General features: G+C 72.7%; 11 protein-coding genes. 7 read left to right on the top strand and 4 right to left on the bottom strand.

Annotated features, from left to right (window positions below; all coding sequences use genetic code 11):
• Window positions 1-71 precede the first annotated feature (71 nt).
• Window positions 72-1,496: a glycoside hydrolase family 183 protein gene (locus G6N10_RS13210; RefSeq protein WP_085093067.1), complete on the top strand. Its 1,425-nt coding sequence runs from the start codon at window positions 72-74 to the stop codon at window positions 1,494-1,496.
• A gap of 14 nt (window positions 1,497-1,510) precedes the next feature.
• Here the strand turns inward: G6N10_RS13210 and G6N10_RS13205 are convergent, their stop codons facing one another.
• The 3 genes from G6N10_RS13205 to fabG form a co-directional block, all read right to left on the bottom strand.
• Window positions 1,511-2,188, bottom strand: coding sequence for a Crp/Fnr family transcriptional regulator (locus G6N10_RS13205; RefSeq protein WP_085093167.1), 678 nt, complete (start codon window positions 2,186-2,188; stop codon window positions 1,511-1,513).
• Between the two features lie 161 nt (window positions 2,189-2,349).
• Window positions 2,350-3,375 carry a CobW family GTP-binding protein gene (locus G6N10_RS13200; protein ID WP_085093069.1) on the bottom strand — a complete coding sequence of 342 codons (1,026 nt, stop codon included), beginning with the start codon at window positions 3,373-3,375 and terminating at the stop codon, window positions 2,350-2,352.
• Complete coding sequence (gene fabG / locus G6N10_RS13195; RefSeq protein ID WP_085093071.1) at window positions 3,372-4,118, bottom strand: 3-oxoacyl-ACP reductase FabG; 747 nt, start codon at window positions 4,116-4,118, stop codon at window positions 3,372-3,374. Before fabG ends, G6N10_RS13200 begins: the two co-directional genes overlap by 4 nt.
• Before the next feature lie 67 nt (window positions 4,119-4,185).
• On the opposite strand from fabG, the gene G6N10_RS13190 reads away from it, so the two are divergent.
• The 4 genes from G6N10_RS13190 (at window position 4,186) to G6N10_RS13175 (ending at window position 8,362) form a co-directional block, all read left to right on the top strand.
• Window positions 4,186-5,358, top strand: a complete 1,173-nt coding sequence (locus G6N10_RS13190) for an acyl-CoA dehydrogenase family protein (RefSeq protein WP_085093073.1) — start codon at window positions 4,186-4,188, stop codon at window positions 5,356-5,358.
• A 21-nt stretch (window positions 5,359-5,379) separates the two neighbouring features.
• On the top strand, window positions 5,380-6,588 hold the full coding sequence (locus G6N10_RS13185; RefSeq protein WP_085093075.1) for a CoA transferase: 1,209 nt from the start codon (window positions 5,380-5,382) through the stop codon (window positions 6,586-6,588).
• Complete coding sequence (locus G6N10_RS13180) at window positions 6,588-7,898, top strand: hydroxyacid-oxoacid transhydrogenase (protein ID WP_085093077.1); 1,311 nt, start codon at window positions 6,588-6,590, stop codon at window positions 7,896-7,898. The genes G6N10_RS13185 and G6N10_RS13180 overlap by 1 nt, the downstream gene beginning before the upstream one ends.
• 89 nt (window positions 7,899-7,987) lie before the next feature.
• Window positions 7,988-8,362 carry an acyl-CoA thioesterase gene (locus G6N10_RS13175; RefSeq protein ID WP_085093169.1) on the top strand — a complete coding sequence of 125 codons (375 nt, stop codon included), beginning with the start codon at window positions 7,988-7,990 and terminating at the stop codon, window positions 8,360-8,362.
• Between the two features lie 32 nt (window positions 8,363-8,394).
• On the opposite strand, the gene G6N10_RS13170 is transcribed toward G6N10_RS13175, so the two are convergent.
• Window positions 8,395-9,345 (bottom strand): PfkB family carbohydrate kinase, encoded by a 951-nt coding sequence (locus G6N10_RS13170; RefSeq protein WP_085093079.1) that lies wholly within the window; start codon window positions 9,343-9,345, stop codon window positions 8,395-8,397.
• Window positions 9,346-9,575: 230 nt separating this feature from the next.
• Between G6N10_RS13170 and G6N10_RS13165 the strand changes: the two genes are divergently transcribed.
• Window positions 9,576-12,221 (top strand): ABC transporter ATP-binding protein/permease, encoded by a 2,646-nt coding sequence (locus G6N10_RS13165; RefSeq protein WP_085093081.1) that lies wholly within the window; start codon window positions 9,576-9,578, stop codon window positions 12,219-12,221.
• Window positions 12,218-13,951: an ABC transporter ATP-binding protein gene (locus tag G6N10_RS13160; protein WP_085093171.1), complete on the top strand. Its 1,734-nt coding sequence runs from the start codon at window positions 12,218-12,220 to the stop codon at window positions 13,949-13,951. Before G6N10_RS13165 ends, G6N10_RS13160 begins: the two co-directional genes overlap by 4 nt.
• The last annotated feature ends 14 nt before the right edge of the window (window positions 13,952-13,965 follow it).

The following is a 13,965-nucleotide window of genomic DNA, read 5'->3' as shown; positions in this document are numbered from 1 at the left end:
TATCGTCACACGCAGCAACTGCTGACGTCGAAGCCAGGTCCCCGGCGGCGTCCCCCTCCGAAAGGTAAGCGATGCCGTCGCGTATCCGAATTGCCACTGCGGCCGCCTCGGTCGCCGTTCTGGGCTTCAACGCCGTGGTCGGCGTCTCGCCCCAGGCGTCCGCGGATCCGTGCACCGGGCCCGCGGCCGGGGCGATGCCCCCGCAGCCGATGCCCAACGCGGACACCGGCGGGAACTACCAGCCGCCCGTCGGGCACCGGCCGGCCAACGCCAATCCCAATGCCCCGCTGCCCAAGCTGGGTCAGCTGTCCCGGGACCTGATCGACGCCTTCAACCCGACCAAGGCCCGCTCCCGGGCCGCGGTCACCCCGGTGCCGCGGCCGCAACCCGCGCCGCAGCCGGCGCCGCGGCGCGCGATCGCCCCGACCGTGCCGGCCCAGGACGTTCCGCACCCCGCGATGGGTTCGACGCCGGGCACCTCGATCGTCGGCTGGGTGACCGGGGTGGACAGCGCCGCCAACACGTTGAACCGGTTCGGCGTCTCCGGCACCGACCTCGGCATCATGTGGGACAACGGCGACCGGGCCAACAACCAGGTGCTGATGGCGTTCGGCGACACCTTCGGCTACTGCGGCGTCAAGGGCCAGCAGTGGCGCTACAACGTGCTGTTCCGCACCCAGGACCGGACCCTGGCCCGCGGCATCAACGTGCAGAGCGGCTCGATGACCAACCGGTACGCCGGCACCCCGGAGATCGCCACCGGGTACTCCAAGCAGGTCGTCAACAGCATCAAGTGGGCGCCGATCGAGAAGGGCATCATCCCCACCGCGGGGGTGTCCGTCGGCAATGTGCAGTACATGAACATCATGTCGATCCGGAACTGGGACAGCCCCGGCGCGTGGACCACGAACTTCTCGGCGATCGCGGTGTCCCCGGACAACGGCCAGCACTGGGGCGTCTACCCCGGCTCGGTGCGCACCCCGAACCCGAATGACACCAAGAACACCCAGTACACGCCCGGCAACGAGAAGTTCCAGCAGGGCGCGTTCCTCAAGACCAACGACGGCTACGTCTACTCGTTCGGCACGCCGGCCGGGCGTACCGGCCCCGCCTATGTCTCCCGGGTTCCGCAGAACGCGGTGCCGGACCTGAGCAGGTACGAATACTGGGACGGCGGCACCTGGGTGCCGAACAATCCCGGCGCCGCCGCCCCGGTGATTCACGGCTCGGTCGGTGAGATGTCCGCGCAGTACAACACCTACCTGCGGCAGTTCCTGGTGATGTACGGCAACCTGAACGGCGACGTGCTGATGAGCACCGCCCCGGCGCCGCAGGGCCCGTGGAGCCCGCCGCAGCTGGTGGTCGCCGCCCAGCAGACCCCCGGCGGCGCCTACGCGCCCTACCTGCATCCGTGGTCGACGGGCAAGGAGCTCTACTACACGCTGTCGCTGTGGTCGGCCTACAACGTGATGCTGATGAAGACGACGCTTCCCTAAAAGTCCGAGCCGGGCTACATCCGGGCGCGGCGGGCCAGCTTGGCCGGATCGGTGATCCAGGTCGCGCGGCCCTGCTGGCGGATCCAGCCCCGCTGGGCGAAGTCCGACAGCGCCTTGTTGATCGTCTCCCGGGAGGAGCCGACCAGCTGGGCGAGTTCGTTCTGGGTCAGCGTCAGGTCGATGCGCATCGCGCCGTCGTCGGGGGAACCGAACCGGTTGGCCAGGTCGAGCAGCTGCTTGGCGACCCGGCCGGGCACGTCGGTGAAGATCAGGTCGCACAGCGCATTGTTGGTGCGGCGCAGCCGGCGGGCCAGCACCCGCAGCAGCTGCTCGGCGATCTCCGGGCGGCCGACGATCCAGCTGTGCAGCGCCTCGCGGTCCATGCTGACCGCCTCCACCGGGGTCAGGGTGGTGACCGTGGAGGTGCGCGGACCCGGGTCGAAGATGGCCAGCTCGCCGAAGATGTCCGCCGGGCCCAGCAGCGCGAGCAGGCTCTCCCGGCCGTCGGGGGCGGCGCGGCCGATCTTCACCGTGCCGGAGGCGATGATGTACAGCCGGTCGCCGGGCTCGCCCTCGCGGAACACCCGGTGCGCGCGCGGAAACGACACCGGCTGCAGCTGCGCGGCCAGCGCGGTGACGGCGTCGGCGTCGACGCCCTGGAAGATGCTCGCCCGGGACAGGACCTCGTCCATCGCGGTTTTCGGCGCGGGGGGATCGACCTTGGTCGGCGATGCATCCATGGGGTCCCCTTACGCGCGGCGATCGGACGAGGGCCAGCCTACAGAGAACCTCATCACCTCGACCGGCTTGGGGTGAGCAGTGCCACAGGCCGCCGCGCCGCCCGGAACGGTGCTCAGATGCTCAGCCTGCGGTAGCGCTGCAATCGTTTGACGCCGGCCGCGGGGGCCGCGCCGGGCACCGGGGCCAGCGCGGCGCGCAGCCGGGCGCGGACATCCTCGACGTCCAGATCCATCCCGATGGCGACCAGCGCCGGGTCGGGGGTCGGGGACGGCGCCGCCGCGATGTGCACGGCCGCGCCGACCACATTGACGACGTAGCTGCGCACGCCGGAGCGGTACCGGACCGCGAAGGTGCCCTTGATCCGGTACACCCCGCGCGGCGGGTGCTCACACAGGTCGAACACCGCGGCCGGGTCCGCGCAGCCCTCGCCGAGCACGCTGACCGAATCGGCGTGCGGGTGGTCGTGGGGCCGGCCCGGCTCGGGCTGTTCGACGAGCAGATCGCGCAGCGACAGCTGCCCGGTCTGCTCCGCGGTGCCGGCGATGTCGTAGAGCAGGCCCGGGTCGATCCGGCCGCCGGAGGTGCCGATGACCTGGGCGTCCGGATTGGCTGCCCGCACCCGCTCGCGCACCCGGTCCAGCACGGCGGCGCGGTCGGCCTCGGGCAGCTGATCGAGCTTGTTGACCACCACCAGCGAGGCCGCCGAATAGCGTGCCGGCGGCAGGGTTTCGGTGTCCACCGTGCTGAAGTGGTTGACCGCGTCGACGACGTCGAGGACCCCTCCGGAGCGGACGTTGTCCACCCCGGAGAACCGGATGATCCGGGCCAGCGCGGCCGGCTCGGCGACGCCGCTGGCCTCGACGATGATGGCGTCCAGTTGCAACCGCGGATCGGCCAGCTTCGCCAGGGCGACGTCGAGACCGCCGTCGTCGGGCAGGCAGCAGATGCAGCCGCCGGCGATCGACGCGGGCTCGTCGATCTGCCCGGTGACCAGCCCGGCGTCGACGTTGATCTCGCCGAAGTCATTGATCACCAGGCCGATTCGCGCATCCGGGCGTCGCAGCACGTGATTGAGCAGGGTGGTCTTACCGGCGCCGAGGTAGCCCGTCAGCGCGATGACCGGGACCGCGGTGCTCACATGAACCGGCCGCCGGTCACCTCGAGCACCGTCCCGGTCATGTACGACGACAGGTCCGAGGCGAGAAACAGGGCGACCTTGGCGATCTCGTCGACCTCACCGGCGCGGCCCATCGGGATCTCGGCCATCTTCTGCGCCCAGATCCGCTCGGGCATGGCCTCGGTCATCGCGGTGCGGATCAGCCCGGGCTGGATCGCGTTCACCCGCACCCCGAGGTGCGCGAGTTCCTTGGCCGCGGCCTTGGACAGCCCGACGATGCCCGCCTTGGCCGCCGAATAGTTGGTCTGGCCGGCCAGCCCGATCTTCCCGGACAGCGACGACATGTTGACGATGGTGCCGCCGCCGTTCTCCCGCATCACCGCGCCGGCCAGCCGGGTGCCGTTCCAGGTGCCCTTCAGGTGCACCGCGATGACGGCGTCGAACATCTCCTCGGTCATTTTGCGCATGGTGGCGTCGCGGGTGATGCCGGCGTTGTTGACCATCACCTGGACCGGGCCGAAATGCTCGGCGGCCGCGGCAAGCAGCGCCTCGACGTCGGCGGACTCGGTGACGTTGCAGCGCACCCCGACGGCGACACCGGCCCCGCCGAGTTCGGCGGCGGCGGCCGCGGCGTGCGCCCCATCGATGTCGCCGACGACCACCCGGGCGCCCTCGTCGATGAACCGCTTGGCGATCGCGAAGCCGATCCCCTGCGCGGCTCCGGTGATGACGGCGGTCTTGCCGGCCAGCAGCGGCTCGCTCATGTCTGTCTCCCTGGTTCTGGTCGGTCGAGCACAATTCAAGCTACTGCGCACGGAAAGGTGTTCGGACATGGGCCACGACGGCGGGCAACGGCAGCACAGCAGCGACGAGCAGGAGTTGGTGGAGCTGGTCGCCGACTTCGTCGACCGGCGGGTGCGCCCGCACGTCCGGGAGTTCGAGGCCGACGACATCTATCCGCACGACTTCATCGAGGAGATGAAGGCGCTGGGCTTCTTCGGGCTGCTGGTGCCCGCCGAGTACGGCGGCGTGGACGTCAGCACCACCTGCTTCGCCCGGGTCACCGAGGAGTTGGCCCGCGGCTGGATGAGCCTGGCCGGGGCGATCGGCGGCCACTCGGTGATCAGTTACCTGATCCGCCGCTACGGCACCCCCGAGCAGCGCGACCGCTACCTGCCGGGGATGGCCGACGGCTCGATCCGCGCGACGATGGCGCTGACCGAGCCGGGCGGGGGCTCGGACCTGCAGGCCATGCGCACCGTCGCCGTCCCGACCGGAGCCGGCGAGTGGGTGATCGACGGGGCCAAGACCTGGATTTCCAACGCCGGGCACGCCGGGCTGTTCGGTCTGCTGTGCCGCACCGACCGCGACGCCCAGCCCGCGCACGCCGGCATGAGCGTGCTGCTGGTGGAACCCGGCGACGGCCTGCGGGTCTCCGGCAAGCTGCCCAAGCTCGGCTACCGCGGCGTGGAGGCCTGCGAGGTGCTGTTCGACGGCTGCCGGGTCGGCGACGCGGCGATCCTGGGCGGGCAGGCCAACCGCGGCTGGGCCCAGATGATGCGCGGCCTGGAGGTGGGCCGCATCCAGGTCGCGGCCCGGGCGCTGGGCGTCGGGCAGGCCGCCCTGGACGACGCGGTGCGCTACGCCCAGCAGCGGGAATCCTTCGGCAAGCCGATCTGGCGGCACCAGTCGGTGGGAAACCTGTTGGCGGACATGGCCACCAAGCAACAGGCGGCCCGGCTGCTGACCCTGGACGCGGCGGCCAAGCTGGACCGCGGGGAGCGCGCCGACATGGAGGCCGGGATGGCCAAGCTGTTCGCCTCGGAGGCCGCGATGGCGATCGCGCTGGACGCGATCCGGGTGCACGGCGGTTACGGCTACTCCCGCGAGTACGACGTGGAACGGTACTTTCGCGACGCCCCGCTGATGATCGTCGGCGAGGGCACCAACGAGATTCAGCGCAACGTCATCGCCGCCCAGCTGATTGCCCGCAACCGGATCTGAGCCGGGCGATACCGTGGCCCGATGAGCACCCGACCGCTGGCCGGCCTTCGGATCGTTGAGTTCGCCAGCTTCGTCGCCGGCCCGTCCGCGGGCATGACCCTGGCCCAGCTGGGCGCCGACGTGATCCGGATCGACCCGATCGGCGGGGCCGCCGACTTCCACCGCTGGCCGGTTTCCCGTGAAACCGGCGCCAGCCTGTACTGGTCGGCGCTCAACCGCGGCAAACGCTCGGTGGAGCTCAACCTGCGCGAACCGCAGGGCAGGGAGCTGGTGCTGGCGCTGGCCACCGCGCCCGGACCGGACGCCGGCATCGTCGTCGACAACGCGGTGGGCCGGGAGTGGCTGAGTTATCCCGCGCTGGCCCAGCGCCGCGCCGACGTCATCCGGATGCACATCGGCGGGAAGTCCGACGGCGGACCCGCGGTCGACTACACGGTCAACACCGAGGTCGGCATCACCGCGCTGACCGGGCCGGCCGACACCGACACCCCGGTCAACCACGTCCTGCCGGCCTGGGACCTGATCGCCGGGATGACCGCGACCACCGGCCTGCTGGCCGCGCTGCGGCACCGCGACCGCACCGGCGAGGGCGCGGACCTGGCGCTGGCGCTGGCCGACGTCGCCCTGGCCGGGGTGGCCAACATGGGCTGGCTGACCGAGGCCCGCGAGCAGGGCGACCGGCCGCGGCACGGCAACTACATGTACGGGACCTTCGGGGTGGACTTCGTTGCGGCCGACGGCGATCGGGTGATGGTCGTCGCGCTGACCGGTCGGCAGTGGCAGGCGCTGTGCGCCGCCACCGGGGTCGCCGACGCGGTGGCCGCCGTCGGCGCGGCGCTGGCGGCGGACTTCGCCGACGAGGCGCAGCGCTACGCCCACCGGGAGGTGCTCGCCGCGCTGATGCGGCCGTGGTTCGCGGCGCGCAGCGGCGCCGAGGTCGCCGAGGGGCTGACCGCGGCCGGGGTGCTGTGGAGCCGGTACCGCACGCTCAGCGACGTGGTCGCCGACGTCGAGGTGGGACGGGCCGCGGTGATCACCGAGGTCGACCAGCCCGGCATCGGGCCGGTGCTCTCGGCCCGCGGTCCGCTGCGGGCATCGGGGGAGTACGGCCCGTCGACCGCCGCGGTCGGGCTCGGACACCACACCGATGAGGTGCTCGCCGAGGTGCTCGGACTGGACGCCGCCGAACTGGGCCGGCTGCACGACGCCGGCATCCTGGGTGGCCGGTGATGAGCTGCTGTCACCTGGACTCCCCGGCCGCGGCGGGGGACACCGCGTTCACCGTCGACGCGTCCCGGATCACCTTCGGCCGCGGCTGCATCGCCGAGCTCGGCCCGCGGGCCCGCGGCCACGGTCTGTCCCGGGTGGCGCTGTTCGGTGATCCGACGGTCGCCGGGCTGCCGATCTTCGCCGCGGCGCGCGCCTCGCTGCGCGCCGCCGGGCTCGACGTCGTGGAATACACCGACGTGCGGGTGGAGCCCACCGATGCGTCCTTCGCCGATGCGGTTGCCTTCGCCACCGCGGCGCGGCCCGACGGCTACGTGTCGGTCGGCGGCGGATCGGTCATCGACACCGCCAAGGCCGCCAACCTCTACGCCAGCCACCCGGCCGACCTGCTGGCCTATGTGAACGCGCCGGTGGGGGAGGGTCGCGCGGTACCCGGCCCGCTGGCCCCGCACATCGCCTGCCCGACCACCTCGGGCACCGGCAGCGAGGTGACCGGCATCGCGGTGTTCGACCTGCTGTCGATGGCCGCCAAAACCGGTATCGCCAACCCCGCACTGCGGCCCACCGAGGCGCTGATCGATCCGGACGCCACCGACACCCTGCCGTCCACGGTGGTTGCCTGCAGCGGACTCGACGTGCTCTCGCACGCCCTGGAGTCCTACACCGCCCGGCCCTACACCCGCCGCCCGGTGACCGGGCCGCCGGAGCGACGGCCGGCCAGCCAGGGTGCGAACCCGTGGAGCGACTTCGGCGCCCGGGAGGCACTGCGGCTGCTCGGCCGGTACCTGCAGCGCGCGGTCGCCGACGGCTCCGACCGGCGGGCGCGCGAACAGACCATGTGGGCCGCGACGCTGGCCGGTATCGCGTTCGGCAACGCCGGGGTGCATGTCCCGCACGCGATGGCCTACGCGGTGGCCGGTCTGGTCCGGGACTTCCACCCGGCCGACTACCCGGGCAGCGCACCGATGGTGCCGCACGGGATGGCCGTCATCGTCAATGCGCCCGCGGTGTTCCGGGCGCTGGCCGACACCGATCCGGCCCGGCACCTGGCGGCCGCCGGGCTGCTCGCCGGCCGCGGCGACCCGGACGCCGGGGCCGAGGATGCCGGGGAGGTGCTGGCCGCCGAGCTGGTCCGGATCATCCGCGCCCTGGAGCTGCCCAACGGACTGACCGGGCTCGGCTACCGCGAAACCGATTGCGCCGCACTGGTCGACGGCAGTTGGCCGCAGCAGCGGTTGTTGCAGAACGCGCCGCGGGACATCGACCGCGACGATCTGGCCGGCTTCTTCGGTGCGGCACTGCGATACTGGTGAGCACCGTGAGTCCCCCAGATCCCGCCACCCCCCAAGAGCCCGCGACCGCGGGTGACTACGGGTACTTCCTGCCGATCACCACCCGGTGGATGGACAACGACGTCTACGGGCACGTCAACAACGTCACCTACTACAGCTACTTCGACACCGTCGCCAACCATTTCCTGATCACCGAGGGCGGGTTGGACATCGAGACCGCGCCGGTGATCGGGCTGGTGGTCGAATCCAACTGCAGCTATCGGGCGCCGCTGGCCTACCCGCAGCAATTGCGTGCGGGCCTGCGGGTGGACCGGCTGTCGACCCGGTCGGTCCGCTACGGCATCGGCATCTTCGCCGCCGAGACCGAAACACCCTCCGCCGAAGGCTATTTCGTGCACGTGTTCGTGGACCGGGTGACCCGGCGGGCGGTCCCGATCCCGGACCGCATCCGGGCGGCGCTGGCGCGCATCCAGCGCGGCGGCTGAACCGTCGCCCTCGCCGGCCGCAACCGGGCGGGTCAGTCCCGCAGCAGCGGGTCGGTGGCCCGGATCGCCTCTACCTCGGCCATGGTCGGCGGGTACGCGCCGGAGTGGCCGACGGTCAGCGCGGCGCTGATCACCGCGCGGTGCAGCGCGGGCTGCACATCCGGCCAGTCGGCCGCGGCCAACCGTTCGCGGGCCCGCGGTGAGCCCAGCAGGCCGGCGTCGCACAGCCCGGTCAGCAGCCCGGCCATGAACGAGTCCCCGGCCCCGACGGTGTCGGCGACGGTGACCCGGATCGGGTCCAGGTGCAGCATGTCCCGGTTGCCGGCCAGCAGCGCATCGGCGCCGGCCGGGCCGCGGGTGAGCACCAGCATCGACGGCCCGGTGGCCAGCCAGCGGCGCAGCACGTCTGCGACCGGGGTGCCCGGATACAGCCAGCGCAGGTCCTCGTCGCTGGCCTTGACCACGTCGGACATCCGCACCAACCGCTCGACCCGCTCGAGGACGGCCGCGGGCTTGCGCATCACCGCCGGCCGGATGTTCGGGTCGTAGGACACCGTGCCGTGCCCGCGCATCCGGCTGGTCAGCGCCTGCACGGTGCTGCCGCCGGGCTCCAGGGTGACCGCCAGGCTGCCGGTGTGCAGATGCCCGAAACCGGCCAGATCCGGCGGCTGCGGAACCGCCCAGGCGAGGTCGAACTCATAGCTGGCGCGGCCCTCGTCGTCGATCCGGGCGTAGGCCACCGGGGTGCGGGGCGCGGACTCGGTGCCCGGGATGAGGTCGACGCCGGCGAGCCGGGCCCACTCGCCGAGCATCCGGCCGCGCGGGTCGATGGCCCAGTGCGCGCACAGGCTGGCCGGTCGGCCCAGCCTGGCGATCCCGACGGCGACATTGAGCAGGCTGCCGCCGACCCGCTCGGAGGACGATGTGGGCCCAGTGACGATGTCGATCAGGCCCTCGCCCAGGCACAGCATCCGCTCCGGCATCGCTGCGCCCGCCTTTCCGACTCGGCCGCCCGATCGGGCCGCCGAAGCAGCGGCACCGACGAAGATGGCACTGACGAAGATACTGACCGCGCCCCGAACCGGGCGGGGCGACCGCGGCGATCCTCCGATGCGCCCCGGGGCCGTCACCGACTCGGCCAAAGTAAGGCTAACCTTATGGCGACCGCGTGGCGACGGCCGCCGCGACGTGCGGTCGAACGGAAGGACCGGCGATGGCACGCGGACTGCAGGGGGCGTTGCTGCGCGGCTTCGGGGCGCGGGACCACACCGTCACCGTCACCGGTACCCAGCAGCTCGCGCCGAACTTCCTGCGGATCCGGATGACCAGCCCGACCGTATTCGAGGACGCCACCGCCGAACCGACGTCCTGGCTGCGGTTCTGGTTCCCCGACCCCGACGGCGGCGATGCCGAGTTCCAGCGCGCCTACACCCTTTCCGAGGCCGACCCCGACGCGGGCACCTTCGCCATCGACATGGTGTTGCACGAGCCGGCCGGCCCGGCGACCCGCTGGGGCCGCGACGCCGCGGCCGGCGACCGGATCGCGGTGATGTCGATGGGGTCGGCCGGATTCCGGCTGTCCGAGGAGCCCCCGGCGGGCTACCTGCTGATCGGCGACGCCGCCGCCACCCCGGCGATCAACGCAATCCTGGCCGTGCTGCCGGCCGAGGTGCCGATCGAGTGCTACCTCGAACAGCACCACGCCGACGATGCGCTCATCCCCATCGTCGAGCATCCGCGGCTGCGGCTGCACCGGGTGCCGCGAGTCGACACCGGCTCGCTGGCGGCCGCCCTGGACGCCCGGGACTGGTCGAACTGGTACGCCTGGGTCGGCTGCGAGGCGGGTTCGCTCAAGCAGTTGCGGACCCGGCTGCGCGGCGAGTTCGGCTTCCCCAAATCGGAGCTGCACGCGCAGGCGTACTGGACCCACGGCCGGGCGATGGGCACCCGGCGCGGGCCCAACCGCGACGAGCCGGCCCCCGCGCAGGCCACCGTGCCCGCCGCCGCGCCCGCCGCCGCGCCCGCCGCCGTACCGAACGCCGTACCGACCGCCGCGCGGGTGCCGACGGCCGACGCCGCCCCGGCCCGGACCGGCGAGCCGCGCGGCAACTGGCGCGCCCAGGGTGCGGGCCGGCTGCTGCGCCCGCTGCGCACCCCGCTGGTGGTGTCCGGGGTGCTGCAGGCGCTGGTGACGCTGCTGCAACTGGCGCCGTACCTGCTGCTGGTGGAGCTGGCCCGGCTGCTGCTGGCCGGCGCCGACCCGGACCGGCTCAAGACGGTGGGCTTCTGGGCCGGCGCGCTGCTGGGCACCGGCACCCTGCTCGGCGCGGGGCTGACCCTCTGGCTGCACTTCGTCGACGCCCGATTCGCCCGCGAACTGCGCAGCCGGCTGCTGGACAAGATGTCGCGCCTGCCGCTCGGCTGGTTCACCGACCGGGGCTCGGGCACCGTCAAACAGCTCGTGCAGGACGACCCGATGACGCTGCACTATCTGGTCACCCACGCCATCCCGGACGCCGTCAACGCCGTGCTCGCCCCGGTCGCGGTGCTGGTCTACCTGTTCGTGGTGGACTGGCGGCTGGCGCTGGTGCTGCTGATACCGGTGCTGCTCTACGTGATCGTGATGATCAGCATGTCCGCGCAGTCCGGGCCGAAGGTGCTGGCCTCGCAACGCTGGACCGAGCGGATGACCGGCGCGGCCGGCGGATACCTGGACGGCCAGCCGGTGGTGCGGATCTTCGGCGGCGCCGCGGCCTCGGGATTCCGCCGCAAGCTCGACGAATACCTGGGCTTCCTGGTCAACTGGCAGCGCCCGTTCGTCGGGAAGAAGACCCTGATGGACCTGATCACCCGGCCGTCGACGTTCCTCTGGCTGATCGTCGCGGTGGGCACCGCGCTGATCCTCGCCGACCGGATGGACCCGGTCGACCTGCTGCCGTTCCTGTTCCTGGGCACCACCTTCGGGGCACGGCTGCTCGGCATCGGCTACGGGCTCGGCGGCATCGCCGGGGGCCGGGAGGCCGCCCGCCGGATCCAGAACACCCTGGAGGAAACCGAACTCACCGCCCCGGCGGGCCCCGGCCGCCAGCGCGCCGAGCACAACGGCGCGGTGGTGTTCGACGGCGTGACGTTCGGCTACCGGCCGGACGTGCCGGTCATCCGCGAGGTGAGCCTCACGCTGCGGCCGGGCACCGTCACCGCGCTGGTCGGGCCGTCCGGCTCCGGCAAGTCCACCCTGGCGGCGCTGCTGGCCCGGTTCCACGACGTGCAGGGCGGTGCGATCCGGATCGGCGGCACCGACATCCGCGACCTGCCGGCCGACGAGCTGTACCGCCGGGTCGGGTTTGTGCTGCAGGAGACCCAACTGGTGCACGGCAGCGTTGCGGACAACATCGCGCTGGCCGACCCGGACGCCGACCCGCAACGGATCCGGGAGGCCGCCCGCGCCGCCCAGATCCACGACCGGATCATGGCGCTGCCGAACGGGTACGACACCGTGCTCGGGCCCGATGCCGCGCTGTCCGGCGGCGAACGCCAGCGGCTGACCATCGCCCGGGCGATCCTGGCCGACACCCCGATCCTGATCCTCGACGAGGCAACCGCCTTCGCCGACCCGGAATCGGAATACCTGGTGCAGCAGGCGCTGAACCAGCTCGCCCGCGACCGCACCGTGCTGGTCATCGCGCACCGGCTGCACACCATCACCGGGGCCGATCAGATCGTCGTCCTGGACGGCGGCGCGATCGTCGAAACCGGAACCCACGAACAACTTTTCCACGCCGACGGCCGGTACCGCGCGCTGTGGGAATCTGGGCGCGCCGCCGGCATCGCCAGCACCGCCGCAAGGAGCCAGCCGTGATCCGCACCCTGCTCGCCCTGCTGCCGCCGGGCAGCCGCCGGGCAACCGCCGGCTACACCGCGGCGAACCTGCTGTCGGTGCTGCTGCGCGCGGCCGCCACCGTGCTGCTGGTGCCGCTGGTCGCCGCGCTGTTCGGCCCCGACCCCCGCGGAGCACTGCCCTGGCTGGGCTGGCTGACCGCCGCGACGGTGGCCGGCTGGCTGGTCGACGGCGCCGCCGCCCGGATCGGCTTCCGCCTCGGCTTCGGGCTGCTCGAACACAGTCAGCGCGACCTGGCCGAACGGCTTCCCGAGGTCCGGCTGCGGTGGTTCGACGCCGACCACACCGCCACCACCCGGCAGGCCATCGCCGCCACCGGCCCCGAACTCGTCGGCCTGATGGTCTACCTGCTCGGCCCGCTGATCGGGGCGATCCTGCTGCCCGTGGCGATCGCCGCCGGGCTGCTGGTGATCTCGGTGCCGCTGGGCCTGGCCGGCCTGGCCGGGGTGGCGGTGCTGCTCGCCGCGATGTGGGCCTCGATTCGGCTCAGCCGAGGCGCCGACCGGCTGGCCGGAGCGAGGAACGCCGAACTGACCGAACGCATCATCGAATTCGCCCGCACCCAGCAGGCCCTGCGCGCCGCCCGCCGGGTCGCCCCGGCCCGCAGCCACGCCGGCGCCGCGCTGGACGCCCAGCACGGCGCCACCGTGCGGCTGCTCGGCATGCAGATCCCCGGCCAACTGCTGTTCAGCATGGCCAGCCAGCTGGCGCTGATCCTGTTCGCGGGCGTGGCCACCGTGCTGACCGTGCGCGGCACGCTCGGCGCCGCGGAAGCCGTCGCGCTGATCGTGGTGCTGGTCCGCTACCTGGAGCCGTTCACCGCGCTGAGCGAGCTGACCCCGGCCATCGACACCACCCGGGCCACCCTGGGGCGCATCCAGGCGGTGCTCGACGCGCCCACCCTGACCGCGGGGACCGGGATCCTGCCGGCTCCGGCGGCCCCGCCGCGGATCGAGTTCGACGGCGTCGGGTTCGGTTACGCCGACGACGAAGCGCTGCTCGACGACCTGCACTTCACCCTGGAGCCGGGCAGCACCACCGCCATCGTCGGGCCGTCCGGCTCGGGCAAGAGCACCGTCCTGGCGCTGATCGCCGGGCTGCAGCAACCCGACCGCGGCCGGGTCCGCTTCGACGGCGTCGACCTGGCCGGACTCGACCCCGCCGCCCGCCGCGCGGCGGTCAGCATGGTCTTCCAGCACTCCTACCTGTTCGACGGCACCATCGAGGAGAACATCCTGGTCGGTGCGCCGGACGCGGACGCCGACGCGCTCGACGAGGCGATCCGGCTGGCCCGCGTCGACGAGCTGGTGGACCGGCTGCCGGCCGGGCGCCGCGCCCCGGTCGGGGAGGCCGGTTCTGCCCTGTCGGGCGGGGAGCGGCAGCGGGTCGGCATCGCCCGCGCCCTGCTGAAGTCCGCGCCGGTGCTGCTGGTCGACGAGGCGACCAGCGCGCTGGACACCGAGAACGAGGCCGCCGTCGTCGCCGCGCTGACCGGGGACGCCCGGCCGCGCACCCGGGTCATCGTGGCGCACCGGCTGGCCAGCATCCGCGGCGCCGACCGGGTGCTGTTCCTGGAGCACGGTCGGATCGTCGAGGACGGCGGGATCGAGGAACTGCGGGCGGCCGGCGGCCGGTTCGCCGCGTTCTGGGAGCAGCAGCGCGCCGCCGTCGACTGGCAGATCGGGCACTGATCGCAGACATTACA

It is taken from the genome of Mycolicibacterium fallax (genome assembly GCF_010726955.1).
GTDB lineage: Bacteria > Actinomycetota > Actinomycetes > Mycobacteriales > Mycobacteriaceae > Mycobacterium > Mycobacterium fallax.
Note: the sequence above shows the minus strand (reverse complement) of the source record. Positions and strands in the feature narration are given on the sequence as shown.